The organism is Arthrobacter sp. TJ-265, assembly GCF_058269135.1.
Genome location: NZ_JBZCND010000004.1, coordinates 74,296 through 89,713, shown reverse-complemented (window position 1 = coordinate 89,713; position 15,418 = coordinate 74,296). Strand labels below are relative to the sequence as shown.

18 protein-coding genes are annotated in these 15,418 nt (G+C 69.7%); 10 read left to right on the top strand and 8 right to left on the bottom strand.

The features are described from left to right. Window positions 1–17 precede the first annotated feature (17 nt). Window positions 18–272: a hypothetical protein gene (locus AC4D2E_RS14210; RefSeq protein ID WP_490910302.1), complete on the bottom strand. Its 255-nt coding sequence runs from the start codon at window positions 270–272 to the stop codon at window positions 18–20. 224 nt (window positions 273–496) lie between these two features. On the opposite strand from AC4D2E_RS14210, the gene AC4D2E_RS14205 reads away from it, so the two are divergent. Genes AC4D2E_RS14205 through AC4D2E_RS14180 form a run of 6 tightly spaced genes read left to right on the top strand, consistent with a single transcriptional unit; the run spans window position 497 to window position 6,947 of the window. Beyond that, complete coding sequence (locus tag AC4D2E_RS14205) at window positions 497–1,957, top strand: fumarylacetoacetate hydrolase family protein (protein ID WP_490953027.1); 1,461 nt, start codon at window positions 497–499, stop codon at window positions 1,955–1,957. After that, window positions 1,950–2,675 (top strand): GntR family transcriptional regulator, encoded by a 726-nt coding sequence (locus AC4D2E_RS14200; RefSeq protein ID WP_490910304.1) that lies wholly within the window; start codon window positions 1,950–1,952, stop codon window positions 2,673–2,675. The genes AC4D2E_RS14205 and AC4D2E_RS14200 overlap by 8 nt, the downstream gene beginning before the upstream one ends. A gap of 9 nt (window positions 2,676–2,684) precedes the next feature. Further along, complete coding sequence (gene hpaE / locus AC4D2E_RS14195) at window positions 2,685–4,235, top strand: 5-carboxymethyl-2-hydroxymuconate semialdehyde dehydrogenase (RefSeq protein ID WP_490910305.1); 1,551 nt, start codon at window positions 2,685–2,687, stop codon at window positions 4,233–4,235. Window positions 4,236–4,269: 34 nt separating this feature from the next. Beyond that, window positions 4,270–5,346, top strand: a complete 1,077-nt coding sequence (gene hpaD, locus AC4D2E_RS14190) for a 3,4-dihydroxyphenylacetate 2,3-dioxygenase (protein WP_490953026.1) — start codon at window positions 4,270–4,272, stop codon at window positions 5,344–5,346. A 27-nt stretch (window positions 5,347–5,373) separates the two neighbouring features. After that, complete coding sequence (gene hpaH, locus AC4D2E_RS14185) at window positions 5,374–6,159, top strand: 2-oxo-hept-4-ene-1,7-dioate hydratase (RefSeq protein ID WP_490953025.1); 786 nt, start codon at window positions 5,374–5,376, stop codon at window positions 6,157–6,159. Then, window positions 6,144–6,947, top strand: coding sequence for an HpcH/HpaI aldolase family protein (locus tag AC4D2E_RS14180; RefSeq protein WP_490910308.1), 804 nt, complete (start codon window positions 6,144–6,146; stop codon window positions 6,945–6,947). Before hpaH ends, AC4D2E_RS14180 begins: the two co-directional genes overlap by 16 nt. On the opposite strand, the gene AC4D2E_RS14175 is transcribed toward AC4D2E_RS14180, so the two are convergent. Continuing rightward, a complete protein-coding gene (locus AC4D2E_RS14175) occupies window positions 6,941–8,479 on the bottom strand; it encodes an aromatic amino acid ammonia-lyase (RefSeq protein WP_490953024.1) in 1,539 nt (512 codons plus the stop codon). The genes AC4D2E_RS14180 and AC4D2E_RS14175 overlap by 7 nt on opposite strands. Window positions 8,480–8,610: 131 nt before the next feature. Between AC4D2E_RS14175 and AC4D2E_RS14170 the strand changes: the two genes are divergently transcribed. Continuing rightward, the gene (locus AC4D2E_RS14170; protein WP_104167767.1) at window positions 8,611–9,225 is read left to right on the top strand and encodes a ClpP family protease; all 615 of its coding nucleotides are present in this window, start codon (window positions 8,611–8,613) and stop codon (window positions 9,223–9,225) included. Beyond that, window positions 9,222–9,833, top strand: coding sequence for a ClpP family protease (locus AC4D2E_RS14165; RefSeq protein WP_490910311.1), 612 nt, complete (start codon window positions 9,222–9,224; stop codon window positions 9,831–9,833). Before AC4D2E_RS14170 ends, AC4D2E_RS14165 begins: the two co-directional genes overlap by 4 nt. A 6-nt stretch (window positions 9,834–9,839) precedes the next feature. Here AC4D2E_RS14165 and AC4D2E_RS14160 read toward each other — a convergent pair whose 3' ends face one another. The 5 genes from AC4D2E_RS14160 to AC4D2E_RS14140 all read right to left on the bottom strand — a co-directional run bounded on the left by AC4D2E_RS14160 (window position 9,840) and on the right by AC4D2E_RS14140 (window position 12,608). Further along, on the bottom strand, window positions 9,840–10,220 hold the full coding sequence (locus tag AC4D2E_RS14160) for a helix-turn-helix domain-containing protein (protein ID WP_104167765.1): 381 nt from the start codon (window positions 10,218–10,220) through the stop codon (window positions 9,840–9,842). Window positions 10,221–10,355: 135 nt separating this feature from the next. Continuing rightward, complete coding sequence (locus AC4D2E_RS14155) at window positions 10,356–11,117, bottom strand: ABC transporter permease (RefSeq protein WP_490910312.1); 762 nt, start codon at window positions 11,115–11,117, stop codon at window positions 10,356–10,358. Further along, on the bottom strand, window positions 11,114–11,920 hold the full coding sequence (locus AC4D2E_RS14150) for an ABC transporter ATP-binding protein (RefSeq protein ID WP_490953023.1): 807 nt from the start codon (window positions 11,918–11,920) through the stop codon (window positions 11,114–11,116). Before AC4D2E_RS14150 ends, AC4D2E_RS14155 begins: the two co-directional genes overlap by 4 nt. Next, on the bottom strand, window positions 11,917–12,276 hold the full coding sequence (locus AC4D2E_RS14145) for a DUF1048 domain-containing protein (RefSeq protein WP_490910539.1): 360 nt from the start codon (window positions 12,274–12,276) through the stop codon (window positions 11,917–11,919). Before AC4D2E_RS14145 ends, AC4D2E_RS14150 begins: the two co-directional genes overlap by 4 nt. Window positions 12,277–12,278: 2 nt before the next feature. After that, the gene (locus tag AC4D2E_RS14140) at window positions 12,279–12,608 is read right to left on the bottom strand and encodes a PadR family transcriptional regulator (protein ID WP_490910314.1); all 330 of its coding nucleotides are present in this window, start codon (window positions 12,606–12,608) and stop codon (window positions 12,279–12,281) included. Window positions 12,609–12,739: 131 nt separating this feature from the next. On the opposite strand from AC4D2E_RS14140, the gene AC4D2E_RS14135 reads away from it, so the two are divergent. Further along, on the top strand, window positions 12,740–13,174 hold the full coding sequence (locus AC4D2E_RS14135; protein WP_490910315.1) for a hypothetical protein: 435 nt from the start codon (window positions 12,740–12,742) through the stop codon (window positions 13,172–13,174). On the opposite strand, the gene AC4D2E_RS14130 is transcribed toward AC4D2E_RS14135, so the two are convergent. Then, complete coding sequence (locus AC4D2E_RS14130; RefSeq protein ID WP_490910316.1) at window positions 13,140–14,192, bottom strand: glucose 1-dehydrogenase; 1,053 nt, start codon at window positions 14,190–14,192, stop codon at window positions 13,140–13,142. The genes AC4D2E_RS14135 and AC4D2E_RS14130 overlap by 35 nt on opposite strands. A gap of 190 nt (window positions 14,193–14,382) precedes the next feature. On the opposite strand from AC4D2E_RS14130, the gene AC4D2E_RS14125 reads away from it, so the two are divergent. Next, window positions 14,383–15,399: a nitronate monooxygenase gene (locus AC4D2E_RS14125; RefSeq protein WP_258069865.1), complete on the top strand. Its 1,017-nt coding sequence runs from the start codon at window positions 14,383–14,385 to the stop codon at window positions 15,397–15,399. The last annotated feature ends 19 nt before the right edge of the window (window positions 15,400–15,418 follow it).

Here is a 15,418-nt window from a genome sequence, read left to right as displayed (position 1 = left end):
TGCTGATCGCGGGAGGCTCAGCGCCGGATCCCTTTCCAGAAGTACGCCACGGGGCCCACGAAGTTGATCGCGATGATGGCAGCCCACATGCCCTTGCTGCCGTTCACCGTGTCCTTGGGCCGGGTGGCCAGGTCTGTCCAGGCGAACGCGGCCAGGGACAGTTGCACGGCGCCGAGGACCAACACCCTCGCCTTCTGCCCGTCCGTGAGGTCGCTCCAGCGCTTCTTGGCGGCTTTCTTCGAGTGATGGGTGGATGCATTGCGGTCAGCCATGGGGGTCTCCCGAGTCGGAGCCGGTACCGGAAGCGGGGCTGATGCCTCATCTCCCGGCGCACGGACAGGCGGTACGTTCGGATGCCAAATTCCACCACGGACCGCAGTCCACCACCATGCCCCGGGCGAAATTCCTGCGGCGGCAGAAGATACCCGACCTTGACGCATCCGAACGCCCCTGCCTACTCTTCGTATACGATTTCGTACTCGATGAGGAGCAACGGGTGGAACTGCTCGACGACGGCGTCCTGACCGCAGCCCGCAAGGTCATCGCGGTGCACATCAACTACCCCAGCCGGGCTGCCCAGCGGGGCCGCACGCCCGAACAGCCGTCCTATTTCCTCAAGCCACCCTCCTCGCTCTCCCTGTCCGGTTCCACCGTCGAGCGTCCTGCCGGCTGCGAGCTGCTCGGCTTCGAGGGCGAGATCGCCCTCGTCATCGGCTCCCCCGCCCGCCGGGTCTCCCCCGACACCGCGTGGAGCCACGTCCGCTGGGTCACGGCCGCCAATGACCTCGGCGTCTACGACCTGCGCTACGCGGACAAGGGGTCGAACCTGCGGTCCAAGGGCGGGGACGGCTTCACCCCGGTGGGTCCCGGGCTCCTGCCGGCCGACGCCGTCGACCCCGCCGCCCTCCGGATCCGCACCTGGCACAACGGCGCACTGGTACAGGACGACACCACCGCCGACCTCCTCTTCCCGTTCGCGCGGCTCATCGCAGACCTGTCCCAGCTCCTCACGCTCGAACCCGGCGATCTGATCCTCACCGGCACGCCGGCGGGAGCGTCGGTCGCCGGTCCGGGCGATGCGCTGGAGGTCGAAGTGACCGCGGGCGGCCTGTCCACGGGACGGCTGGCCACGACGGTCAGCGAGGGCACGACCCCCCTGGCCCCCTTCGGTGCCCGTCCGAGGGTGGACGACGTCCAGCGCGAGGAGGCCTACGGCTCCCGCGAGGCGGCCGGACTGCCCACGCCGCAGAAGGTCCTGACACCCTCACTGAAGGCGACGCTCGAAAGCGTCTCCACCGCCACCCTCTCCTCCCTGCTGCGCAAGCGGGGGCTGAACAACGTCAGCATCGACGGCCTGAGCTCCACGCAGCCGGGCCGGCGCGTCGTCGGACTCGCCCGCACCCTCCGGTACGTGCCGAACCGCGAGGACCTCTTCATCGCCCACGGCGCCGGGTACAACGCCCAGAAACGCGCCATCGACACCGTCGACGAGGGGGAGATCCTCGTGATGGAGGCCCGCGGCGAGAAGGGCACGGGCACGGTCGGGGACATCCTGGCCCTCCGTGCGCAGGTGCGCGGAGCGGCGGCGATCATCACCGACGGAGGCGTCCGCGACTTCGCCGCGGTGGCCTCCATGGACATGCCCACCTTCTACGCCAACCCGCACCCCGCCGTGCTGGGGCGGCGCCACATCCCGTGGGACACCGACGTCACGATCGCCTGCGGAGGGACGACCGTCCAGCCCGGCGACATCATCGTGGCGGACGCCGACGGCATCCTCGTGATCCCGCCCGCCCTCGCGGCGGACCTAGCCGCGGACGCCGTCGCCCAGGAGCGGGAGGAGACGTTCATCGCGGAGATGGTGGCCGACGGGCACGGCGTGGACGGCCTGTACCCGATGAACGCCGCCTGGAGGGAACGCTACGGCCAGTGGCAGGAACGGCATGCTCATGGCTGAGCCGGTAGCGACCGACGACGCCCCCGCGGCGGGCAGCAAGTCGCAGCAGGCCTACGGTGCCGTGAAGCAGCGGATCGTGGACGGCGCCTATCCTCCCGGACACCGGTTGGTCCTGGCCGCCATCGCGCAGGACCTGGGGGTCAGCGTCGTGCCCGTGCGTGAGGCCATCCGCCGCCTCGAGGCCGAGGGCCTGGTGACCTTCCAGCGCAACGTGGGAGCGACGGTCGCGGGGATCGACCCCACCGAATACCTCTACACCATGCAGACCCTGAGCCTCGTCGAGGGAGCGGCGACGGCGCTGTCCGCACCGCTGATCGACGCCGAAGTGCTGGACCGGGCCGGCGCGGTCAACGAGGAGATGCGCGCCTGCCTGCAGGACTTCGATCCCCTCCGTTTCACCCGGCTCAACCAGGACTTCCACGCCATCCTCTTCGAGCGCTGCCCCAATCCGCACATCCTCGACCTGGTGCACCGCGGGTGGAACCGGCTCGCGTCGCTGCGGTCCTCGACGTTCCGCTTCGTGCCCGAGCGCGCCCGCGAGTCCGTCGAGGAGCACGCGCACCTGCTCTCCCTCATCGCTGACGGTGCCGACGCCGACACCATCGAACGCTTCGCGCGCCTCCATCGCAGCGCCACCCTCGACGCCTACCTGACGCACTTCAGCGCCACCGAAGCAGCCACCGACGCAGACCCTGACGCAGCACACGACCACGGTTAGGACCCACCCATGACGAGCCCCGGTGCACAGCCGATCGCAGCAACCGAGCAGCACATCCCGGAAGGACTGCCGTCCTCCCTCCAGCACTACATCAACGGCCGGTTCGTCGACTCCGTGGGCGGGGCGACGTTCGATGTCCTCGATCCGGTGTCCAACACCACGTACGCCACCGCGGCGGCCGGCCAGCAGGAGGATGTCGATCTCGCGGTGGCCGCCGCACGGGAGGCCTTCACCGACGGACCGTGGCCGCGGATGAAGCCCCGCGAGCGCGCCCGCGTGCTGAACCGGATCGCCGACGCCGTCGAGGCGCAGGAGGCCCGGCTCGCCGAGCTCGAGACCTTCGACACGGGCCTGCCGATCACGCAGGCGAAGGGCCAGGCCCTGCGCGCTGCCGAGAACTTCCGCTTCTTCGCGGACCTCATCGTCGCCCAGTTCGACGACGCCATGAAGGTGCCCGGCTCCCAGATCAACTACGTGAACCGGAAGCCGATCGGCGTCGCCGGCCTCATCACCCCGTGGAACACGCCGTTCATGCTGGAGTCCTGGAAGCTCGCGCCCGCCCTCGCCACCGGCAACACGGTGGTCCTGAAGCCCGCCGAGTTCACGCCCCTCTCCGCGTCCCTGTGGGCGCAGATCTTCAGGGACGCCGGGGTGCCCGACGGCGTCTTCAACCTCGTCAACGGTCTCGGCGAGGAGGCCGGGGACGCCCTCGTCAAGCACCCCGACGTCCCCCTCATCTCCTTCACCGGGGAGACCACCACGGGCCAGACGATCTTCCGGAACGCCGCGGCGCACCTGAAGGGACTCTCGATGGAGCTCGGCGGGAAGTCCCCGTGCATCGTCTTCGCCGACGCGGACCTCGACGCCGCGATCGACTCGGCCCTCTTCGGGGTCTTCTCTCTCAACGGCGAGCGCTGCACCGCCGGCTCCCGCATCCTCGTCGAACGGCCCGTGTACGAGGAGTTCTGCGATAAGTACGCGGCCCGCGCGAAGACCATCGTCGTCGGCGATCCCCACGATCCGCGGACGGAGGTCGGGGCGCTCGTGCACCCGGAGCACTACGCCAAGGTGGCCTCCTACGTGGAGATCGGCAAGACGGAGGGCCGCCTCCTCGCCGGTGGCGGGCGCCCCGAGCACCTGCCCGAGGGCAACTACATCGCGCCCACGGTGTTCGCGGATGTCTCCCCCGACGCGCGGATCTTCCAGGAGGAGATCTTCGGGCCCGTCGTCGCCATCACCCCGTTCGAGGACGACGCCGAGGCGCTGGCGCTGGCCAACAACACGCGCTACGGGCTCGCGGCCTACGTGTGGACGAAGGACCTGACCCGCGCCCACACCTTCGCGCAGAACGTGGAGGCCGGGATGGTGTGGCTCAACAGCCACAACGTCCGCGACCTCCGGACGCCCTTCGGTGGCGTGAAGTCCTCCGGCCTCGGGCACGAGGGCGGCTACCGCTCCATCGACTTCTACACCGACCAGCAGGCCGTGCACATCACCCTCGGCACCGTCCACACCCCGAAGTTCGGCAGCGTCACGGACTCGGCCGCCAACGAAGGCTGAACCTTCCCCGTCCGCCCGACGAAGAGAGAATCCCATGACCACTCCTGTTCCCACACCCTCGGTCCCGGCACCGGACATCGTCCGCTGCGCCTACATGGAGATCGTGGTCACCGACCTCGCCCGCTCGCGTGAGTTCTACGTGGACGTCCTCGGCCTGCACGTCACCGAGGAGGACGAGGACGCGATCTACCTCCGCTCCCTCGAGGAGTTCATCCACCACAACCTGGTGCTGCGGCGCGGCCCGGTCGCCGCCGTCGCCGCCTTCGCCTATCGGGTGAAGTCGCCCGCGGAGGTGGACGCCGCGGAGGCGTACTACCGCGAACTGGGCTGCCGGACCGAACGACGCCGGGACGGATTCACGAAGGGCGTCGGCGACTCGGTGCGCGTCGAGGACCCGCTGGGCTTCCCGTACGAGTTCTTCTACGACGTCCAGCACGTGGAGCGCCTCACCCAGCGCTACGACCTGTACTCGGCCGGCGAACTCGTGCGGCTGGACCACTTCAACCAGGTCACCCCCGACGTCCCGCGGGGACGTGCGTACCTCGAGGACCTCGGCTTCCGCGTCTCCGAGGACATCCAGGACTCCGACGGCGTCACCTACGCCGTGTGGATGCACCGGAAGCAGACCGTGCACGACACCGCCCTCACCGGAGGCAACGGCCCGCGCATGCACCACGTGGCGTTCGCGACGCACGAGAAGCACAACATCATCCAGATCTGCGACAAGATGGGCGCCCTGCGCATCAGCGACCGCATCGAGCGCGGACCCGGGCGGCACGGCGTCTCCAACGCCTTCTACCTCTACATCCTCGACCCGGACGGCCACCGCGTCGAGATCTACTGCCAGGACTACTACACGGGCGATCCGGACAACCCGACCATCACCTGGGACGTCCACGACAACCAGCGCCGCGACTGGTGGGGCAACCCCGTGGTGCCGTCCTGGTACTCGGAGGCCTCCCTCGTGCTGGACCTGGACGGCAACCCCCAGCCCGTCGTCGAGCGGGAGGAGCGCAGCGAGATGGCCGTCACCGTCGGCGCCGACGGCTTCTCCTACACCCGCAGCAAGGACGACGGCGTCGAGGGCTTCAAGCTCGGCACCCAGCTCTGACCGCCGCTCCGCCACCGAAGGAACCCGATGCTCGATCCGCAGACCATCAGCCAGATCGCCGACGAACTCCTCGACGCCGCCCGGACGAGGACCCCGGTCCCGCTGCTGACGGCCCGCTACCCGGGCATGACCGTCGAGGACTCCTACGCGGTGCAGCGCCTGTGGCGGCAGCGGAACGAGGACGCCGGCCGCACGCTCGTGGGGCGGAAGATCGGGCTCACCTCACGGGCGATGCAGGCCGCGACGGGCATCACGGAGCCGGACTACGGGGCGATCTTCGACGACATGGTGTTCGAGACCGGCTGCTCGGTAGCGTGGGACACCTACACGCATCCACGGGTCGAGGTGGAACTCGCCTTCGTGCTCAAGCACGATCTCGCCGGGCCGGGCTGCACGATCTTCGACGTCCTGAATGCCACCGACTACGTGGTGCCGGCCCTCGAGATCCTCGACTCGCGCATCGAGATGCAGGGGCGCACCATCGTGGATACCATCTCCGACAACGCGGCGATGGGCGCCATGGTCGTCGGCGGCAGACCGGTGAGGCCGGACGCCGTCGACCTCCGCTGGGTGTCCGCCATCCTCTACAAGAACCAGGTGGTCGAGGAGACCGGCGTGGCCGCCGGGGTCCTCGACCACCCGGCCGCTGGCGTGCACTGGCTCGCCAACACGATCGCCGCCCACGGGGACGGCCTGAAGGCGGGCGACATCATCCTCGCCGGATCATTCACCCGGCCCATGTGGGTTCATGCGGGCGACACCGTCCACGCCGACTACGGACCGTTGGGGGCTGTCACATGCCGCTTCCACTAGGGGATTCCTTCCGCGAGGCGCTGGCCGCCGCCGACCGCCCGCTCGTGGGCATGTGGGTGTGCTCGGGTAGCCCGCTGGTCGCCGAGATCTGCGCCGGCGCGGGGCTGGACTGGCTGCTCGTGGACGCCGAGCACAGCCCGAACGGCCTCGAGTCGATCCTCGCCCAGCTGCAGGCCGTCCAGGGGTACCCGGTGCGGACGCTCGTCCGGCCACCCGTCAACGACGCTGTCCTCATCAAGCAGTACCTGGACCTGGGCGTGCAGAACCTGCTGGTCCCGATGGTGCATTCCGTCGCGGACGCCGAGGCCGCCGTCGCCGCGACCCGCTACCCACCGGAGGGCGTGCGCGGCGTCGGGTCGGCGCTCGCCCGGGCCGCCCGCTGGAACCGGGTGCCCGACTATTTGGCGCGTGCGTCCTCGACGATCAGCGTCACCGTGCAGATCGAGTCGACGGCGGCCGTCGACGCGGTGGAGGACATCCTCGCGGTCGACGGCGTCGATGCGATCTTCGTCGGCCCGTCCGATCTCGCGGCGTCCATGGGTGTTCTCGGCCGGCAGGAACACCCCGAGGTGGTGGCCGCCGTCGAGCAGTGCCTCGCGGCCGCGACGCGGGCCGGCAAGCCGGCGGGCGTCAACGCCTTCACCCCGTCCGTCGCACGGCGGTATCTGGACAACGGGGCCGGGTTCGTCCTGGTCGGCGCCGACGTCGCGCTGCTCGCCCGCGGTTCCGAGGCCCTCGCCGCCGGCTTCATCCCGGCAGCAGACGGCGGTCCCCGCGCGAGCTACTGACGGCTCGGGGCCGGATACTGCTCCCGGATCCTGTGGTGGACCTCTGCCGCAGATGCCGCCCCCACGGCCGCCGCATGGACCAGCGCCGCCACCCGGGCGGTCCCGCTGCCCAGCCGGGTGGGGGACGACAGGTCGAGCACGTCGACCGCCAGCAGCACTTCGATCGCGAGGAGATCCGAGAGCAGTCCCAGGGCCTCCTCCGTCTTCCTGACACCGAGGACAGCCCCCGTGGCATGATCCTCGACGCCCAGATCCAGGACGGTCGAGTTGAGCGTCGCGGGGGCCGCCAGAAGACGGAGGGCCGTGAAGCAGGCCGACGCGGCGTACCGGAGCTGGACGCCGGGCAGTGACGCCGGGCCCATCGCCGGCGGTGGAGTCCCCCGTTCCAGGGATCCCATGACGGCGTCCCACAGGTGGCTCATGCGCCGCTCGCTGAGCTGCCCCACGTGGACGAGGGCCACGCGCAGGGCGTCGAAGGACACGGCCATCACGATGGGATGGAAATTGCCGTTGCTGATCATGGTGCCCGAGGTGACGTCGGCCAGGGGGTTGTCACTCGCGGAGTTCAGTTCGACCTCCACCGACCGGCGCGTGGCCGCCAGGAACTCCCGCAGGGCCCCGTGGACCTGGGGGACCACCCGGAACGACAGTGCATCCTGGACGGACCGCGGTCCTGCAGCGTCCAGCAGCCGGCTGCCCTGGAGCAGGCCCAGAAGGTGCGCCGCGGCGGCGATCTGCCCGGGGTAGGGCTTGGCGCGGCCGACCGCGGGCAGGACGATGGACGGATTGCCGCCCGTCGCCTCGAGGGACAGGGCGGCGGCTTCATCGGCGGCGTCGGCGACCCGGGCGGCGTGGGCGGTCACGATGGCGCCGTGCCCCACGGAGACCCCGTTGGAGGAGATCAGGGCGAGGCCGTCCTTCCCCTCGAGGCGCAGCGGCGGGATCCCGGCACGGCGCAGCGCCTCCCCGCCCGGGAGGGTCACGCCGTCGTACCGGGCAAGGCCTGCGCCGACGGCCACCTGCGCGATACCCGCCATGTGGCCGATGTCCGCGGCCCCGATGGAGCCGGTTCCGGGCAGAACCGGATGCACCCCGGCGTTGAGCATGGACACCAGGGTGCCGGCTGCCGCGAGGCTCGCCCCGGACCCCCCTCTCGCCATGCCGTTGATCCGCACGACGATGGCCGCCCGGACGACGTCCTGTGCGAGCGGCGGCCCGAACGCTCCTCCGTGGGTGTCCACGAGCATCCGCTGCTGCCGTTGGAGTTCCTCGCGACGGACGCGCTGGTCCTTGCCGTGCCCGACATTCGTGGAGAGCCCGTAGACCGGGATGCCTGACGCGAGCGCCTCGTCGATCAGCACCCGGCCCGCCGCGATCCGCGCTCGCGCCGCCTCGCCGAGCCTCAGTTCTGCACCCTCGACGGCGGCCAGGAGGTCCTCGATGGTCAGGGGCTGGGCGTCGACACTGACGGGGTCCATCATCGCCTCCAGGATCGGGTCCGCCGAGGAACGTCGCTGCGGACGTGGCGACACTGTACTCCTGCCGGTCCTTCGTGGGGAGGCCGGCGGTGAAGCTCCGGGCCTCCCACCCGCGCAGCCCGCAGCAGATCTGCCTGCGGCAGCGTGCCATTGCCCGGGCACGGCGGCGGGACGAGGGTGGGGCCATGACCGACGAACGCAGATCACCATCCCTCGACGACACCCTGACCCAGCAGCTCATGAGCCACCGGATCCTGCTGCTCGGCACCGAACTGGACCAGGAGGGCGGCAACCGGCTGTGCACGCAGCTGATGCTCCTCTCCGCCGAGGATCCTCAGCGCGACATCAGCCTGTGGATCAACTCCCCCGGCGGATCCGTGCCCGCGATGCTCGCCATCCGCGACGTCATGCGCCTCATCCCGAACGAGGTCTCCACCGTGGTCCTCGGCCTGGCCCTGAGTGCCGGACAGTTCCTCCTCAGCTCCGGCACGCACGGCAAACGGTTCGCCCTGCCCCACGCGCGGGTCCTGCTGCATCAGGGCTCGGGAGGAATCGGCGGCACCGCGATGGACATCGCCATCCAGGCGGAGGACCTCCGGCACACGCGGGACACCGTGCTCGGGCTCATCGCCGCGGACACCGGCCAGCCGATCGAGCGCGTCACGGCCGATTCCCTGCGGGACCGCTGGTTCACCGCAGCCGAGGCCCGGGCGTACGGGTTCGTGGACAGGATCATCGACCACGTCGACGACATCCGGCCGGGCCGACGCCCCGCGGTCAGCCTGGGAGGCGTGCGATGAGCAGCTACACCATCCCCTATGTCACCGTGCACCACGGCAACGGGTCGCAGCAGACGCTCGACATCTTCAGCAGCCTGCTCACGGAGCGCATCATCTACCTCGGCACGCCGCTGGACGACGGCGTGGCCAACGCGCTCATCGCGCAGCTGCTCCATCTGGAGTCCGTCGGCTCGTCGCTGCCGATCGACCTCTACATCAACTCGCCGGGCGGGTCCATCAGCGCCATGCTCGCCGTGTACGACGCCATGCAGTACGTCACGTCCCCGGTCCGCACCACGTGCATCGGGCAGGCGACCTTCACCGCGGCGGTGCTGCTCGCCGGGGGAGAGCGCGGTGCGCGCTCCATCCTGCCGCGCGGACGCGTGGTGCTGCACCAGCCGACGGTCGACACGGGCAGGGGCACCATCCCGGACCTCATCCTCGAGGCCGACGAGGTGGAGCGGATCACGGCGCTGCTGGACGAGCTCCTCGCCCGGCACACGGGGAGGTCGGTGGAGGACATCCGGCGGGACACGGACCGGAACCTCGTCCTCGACGCCCGGCAAGCGGTGGACTACGGGGTGGTCGACATCGTGGTGGAGTACCGGAAGACCGACCTGCCGGGATAGGGACGCTCAGGCGGCGAGGTGGACCTGCGACGAACCGCCCTGGGCCATGCGGGCGGTGGCATGGGAACTCAGGGTCCGGACCGTCACGCCGAGCGAGCGGGCGATGGCGGCGAGGATCTCCGACGAGGCGTCCTTGCGTCCGCGTTCGATCTCGGAGAGGTACTGCGGCGAGATGGCTGCACGGCCTGCGACGTCCGTGAGCCGCTCGCCCCGGTCCAGGCGGAGGTCGCGCAGCACGTCGCCGTAGGCCTCCCGCAGGAGCGGTTCGCGCTCCCGGCCGGTTCCCGGGGTGCGCGGAGGACCGGCCGGGCGGCGTTCCTCCCGGGGCGGGACCTCCCGCGGTCGTCCGGTGGATGCAGGTGACGGAAAGTACAGAATCTCGCCCATGCAGCCCGACTGTAGTCCGGCGAGGAGCTCCATGGGGGCCGCTCTGCTCAGAGCAGAGCGGCCTCGGCCGGGAGATCCCAACGTCGGGCCCGTGGAGATGGTCGATCGTTTCCACTCGGAGGGACCCGTGCGACCTCAGTGGGTCCTGCGCCGGTACATCATGATCGCGACGGCATACGCGACTGCGAGGAGCGCGGCGCACCACCCGAGCGCCATCCAGAGATCGGCGCCGACGGGCCGGCCCGCGAACAGGTCCCTGATCGAGTTCACGATGGACGTGACGGGCTGGTTCTCGGCGAACCATCGGACCGGGCCGGGCATGGTCTCCGTCGGGGCGAAGGCGGAGCTGATGAACGGGAGGAGGATCAGGGGATAGGAGAACGCACTCGCACCGTCCACCGTCCTGGCAGACAGCCCCGCGATCACCGCCATCCAGGTCAGCGCCAACGTGAAGAGCACCAGCATGCCGGCGACCCCGAGCCAGGCACCGACACCCGCCGTCGTCCGAAAGCCCAGAAGGAGGGCGACGCCGACGACGATCACGAGTGAGACGAGGTTCGCGACGAGCGAGGTCAGCACGTGCGCCCACAGCATGCTGGACCGTGCGATGGGCATGGACTGGAAGCGCTCGAAGATGCCGCTCTGCAGGTCCAGGAACAGACGGTATGCGGTGTAGGCGACGCCGGACGCGATCGTGATGAGCAGGATGCCCGGCAGCATGTAGTTCACGTACGAGGACGTGCCCGTGTCGATCACCCCGCCGAACACGACGACGAACAGCACCATGATGGCGACCGGCATGACCGCCGTCGTCACGATGGTGTCGAAGCTGCGGGTGATGTGGCGCAGCGAACGGCCCGTCAGGGCGGCGGTATCCCCGACGAAACGGGTGCTCATCGGGATTCCTTTTGGGTCTGCCGGTCGCCCGGGGCCGGTTCTGCCGTGCCCCCGCCGATGATCCCGAGGAACACGTCCTCGAGGGTCGGCTGCTTCTCGACGTACTCGACGCGGGCGGGGGGAAGCAGCCGCTTGAGATCGGCCAGGGTGCCGTCGGCGATGATCCGGCCCTCGTGGAGGATCGCGATGCGGTCGGCCAACTGCTCGGCTTCGTCCAGGTACTGGGTGGTCAGCAGCACGGTCGTGCCCCGCTCTGCAAGCTCCCGGATGGCCCGCCACACCTCGAGCCTCGCCTCGGGGTCGAGCCCCGTGGTCGGTTCGTCAAGGAAGATGACGGGTGGGTGGCCGATGAGGCTCATGGCGATGTCCAGGCGACGCCGCATCCCACCGGAATAGGTCGCGGCCTTGCGGTCCGCGGCCTCGGTCAGCGCAAAGCGCCGGAGCAGGTCATCGGCGATCCCGCTCCGATCCTCGAGGTGCCGGAGCCTCGCGACGAGCACGAGGTTCTCGCGTCCGCCGAGCACTTCGTCCACGGCGGCGAACTGCCCGGTGAGGCTGATGGACTCGCGCACGTCAGCTGCGTGCGTGGAGACATCGAAGCCGTTGACGGCGGCGGTCCCGGCGTCGCCGGCGAGCAGGGTGGACAGGATTCTCACGACGGTCGTCTTGCCAGCGCCGTTCGAACCGAGCAGCGCGAAGATGCTGCCGACGGCCACCTCGAAGGAGACGCCGCGCAGGACCTTCACCTCCCTGTACGACTTCTCGAGCGCTGTCACCCGGATCGCGGGAGCCTGGGTGGTCATCGCCGTTCCTCCGCCTCAGCACGGTCGATGGCCCTGGCGAGCCGCTCCCGTTCCTTCCGGATCCAGCTCCCGCCGCCGTAGTTCTGCATGAACTCCTCGGCGAACTCCACGGGGTCCGTCCCGACGACGTCGCGGAGCGGGGTACCCGCGGCGATGCTCTGCTCGAACAGGTCGGCGAGGTCGTTGACCATCGCGATGAGGCTGCTGCCTTCATCGCTCGGTCCGAGGTGGAGGAGGTAGCGCTCGAGCGCGAGGGCCGCCTCCCGGTATCCGTCGGGCATCCGCCGCACACGCTCCCTGTACTCCCTGTACCGCTTCTTGGCGCCGAGATCCCCGACGATCTTCTCGATCCACATGGTCACCGTCCTCCTTCGCGGAGCTGTTCGAGCCGTTCCGAGAGGAAGCTCCAGGTCCTCCAGAACTCGTTGAGGTACTCCTGCCCCTGCGTGTTGAGGGAGTACACCTTGCGAGGTGGCCCCTTCTCGGAGGGCACTTTCTCGACGTCGACGAGACCGCGCTGCTCCGCGCGGATCAGGAGCGCGTAGATGGTGCCTTCCGCGATGTCCGTGAAGCCCTGATCCCTCAGCCACGCCGTGATCTCGTAGCCGTACGCCGACCTGCCGGACAGGAGTGCGAGGACGATCCCCTCGAGGGTGCCCTTCAGCATCTCCGTCGCCTGCTTGCCCATGGGCCCTCCTCAGCTACTCAGTGACGCTGTCTACTGGTACAAAGTAACACTGTGTACTGGTAGCTAGCAAGAGGGAGTAGTGGGCTTCCCGGGGGATTCTCTGGCGTGGCTGCATTCGCTACGATCCGAGCATGACCCGACGTCCGTTCCGCCGCGCCCCGCAGGGGCCGGTCGACCTCCCCGCCGCCCTCCTCGCCGTCGTCGGCGGCTTCCAGGCCGCACTGGCCGCAGGCGCGCCGTGGGGAGAAGCGGCCTACGGGGGCGCCCACCGGGGTGTACTGCCGGCGAAGTACCGGGCATCGAGCGCCGTGTCCACGCTGGTGTACGCCGCGCTGGTCCTGGTCACCCTCGGCAGGGGCCCGGGCCCGACGGCGCGGCGCCGGATCCTCACGGCGGCGTCCGGACTCATGATGGTCGGCACGGTGATGAACCTCGCGTCGCGGTCCCGGATCGAACGGCTGGTGTGGACGCCGGTGGCGGGGACCCTCGCGGTCACGCTGCGGCGCGCGGCCCGCGCACCCCGTACGGGGGTTACGTCGGGTCCTGGAAATCCAGGACGACCTTGACGTCGTCGTCGTGCTGCTCGAAGGCGTCCCGGAAGTCGTCGATCCTCACCCGTCGCGTGATCATCCGCTCCAGCCAGGACTCGTCGGCTGCTGCGAGAGCTGCGGCCGCTGACGTGTAGTGCCGCTTGTTCGCGTTGACGGTACCGAAGATGACCTCGTTCTGGAGGACGGTGGTGCGGTTGAGATCGCCGATGTCCGTGGGGGTCTTCCCGCCGACCCCGGAGATCCCGGTCAGACAGGTGATCGAATTCTGCCCTCCCCCGGTGATGGCCTCGAGGATGACCGGGGCGACGCCGGTGCATTCGATGATGACATCGGGACGCACCTGCGAGTGCTGCAACGAGTCCGTGTGATAGACGGCGCCGAGGTCGCGCACCAGTCCGGGCTTCGGCCCCTCCGTGATGAGGTCGTACACATGTACTTCCAGTCCGCGCTGGATACCGAGAAGCGCTGCCAGGAGGCCGACGGGACCCGCTCCGGTCACAGCAACGGTTTCCGGCGCGAAGTAGGCCCTCTGGCCGATCCGCTCGATCTGCTCCCACGCCTTGCAGACGACGGTCGTCGGTTCCAGGAGCACACCGACCCGCTGCAGGGCGGGGTCCAGCTTCACCAGGGCGTCCGCCTGGCCCCGCCACTGCTGGCGGGCGAACCCGTCGAGTTCCTTGATGCCATGTTCTGCATAGCGGCCGTTCAGGCACATGTCCCACTCGCCCGCGGCGCACGCCCCACACGGAACCGGGTCAGGCCTTCGGACGATGCCGACCACGATATCGCCCGGCGCCAGATCCGAGCCGGCAGGGGCCTCAGCAACCCGGCCCAGATTCTCATGCCCCAACACCAGGTGGTCTTGTCCCGGAGGAGCGACACCGAAGTCGCCGGCGACGATCTCGGAATCGGTTCCGCACAACCCCACCGACAACGTGTCGACGAGCACGTCGCCCTCCTCGGGGGGCGGCGCGGCAATGTCACGCAGCTCCAGTGAGTCCGCCACCCCGGGGGTGACCGTCAACGCACGCACGCTCTTCTCCTTCCGCTGGTCTGCCGGCAGGTGCCGATCCCTATCATCCGAAAGTCGGTGGCGGAAGCGCAGGCGGATGAAGCGACAGGAGACATCTTGACAGGGGCGCCTGCAGCGATGCTCGAGGCAAGGAACCGTCCCGCGCCGGTGGCGGGTGCTCCTGCCGACGATGGGCACTACCGTGGTCCTCGTGCTTGCCTCTGATCTATCCTCGCTGCGTCGGCCGATCATCGGCGCGCCCATGGCCGGAGGGCCCTCCACCCCTGAGCTGGTAGCAGCGGTCACCAATGCGGGTGGCCTGGGGTTCCTTGCCGGCGGGTACAAGTCGCCGGATCACCTCGCCCAGCAGATCAGCGCCACCCGGACCCTTACCGGGGGCCCGGTGGGGGTGAACCTCTTCGTCGTGTCCGCGGACGACGCGGACGGGAAGGAGCTCGAGGCATACCGCCAGGAGCTCCAGGTGGAGGCGGACCGGCACGGGGTCGAACTCGGACGGCCCCGCTGGGACGACGATGCGTGGGAGGGCAAGCTCGACGTCGTGCGCGCGGCGAAGCCGGAAATGGTTTCCTTCACGTTCGGCTGCCCGGCCGCCGCCATCCTGCGCGACCTCGACGAGCTGGGGATCCTCACCGCGGTGACCGTCACGGATGCTGCTGAAGCACGCACCGCTGCAGGCAACGGCGCCCAGGTCCTCGTGGTGCAGGGACCCGGAGCCGGAGGCCATCGCGCGACCTTCGATCCTGCCGCCGAACCCGGTACCCATCCGCTGACCGAACTTCTCGCCACCATCAGGACCATGACCGATCTGCCCCTGATAGCAGGCGGGGGCATCAGCACACGGCACCTCGCCACAGAGATCCTCGGTGCCGGGGCTGCTGCCGTCCACGTGGGAACGGCTCTGCTGCTGGCTGACGAGGCAGGAACAACCCCCGCGCACCGCTCGGCACTGAGGGACCCGCAGTTCACGGAGACGTCGGTCACGCGCGCGTTCACCGGACGACCGGCACGGAGCCTGCGCAACCGCTTCATGGACGACCACCCGACCACCGCCCACGCCTACCCCCACATCCACCACATGACCTCCCCCCTGCGTGCAGCCGCAGCAGTGCGCAACGATGTGCAGGCACTCCACCTCTGGGCCGGGACCGGGTACCGGCACATCCGGCAGGGCTCTGCGGCCGACATCGTCGCCGCGCTGACCCCCTGACGCGGGCCACATCATGACA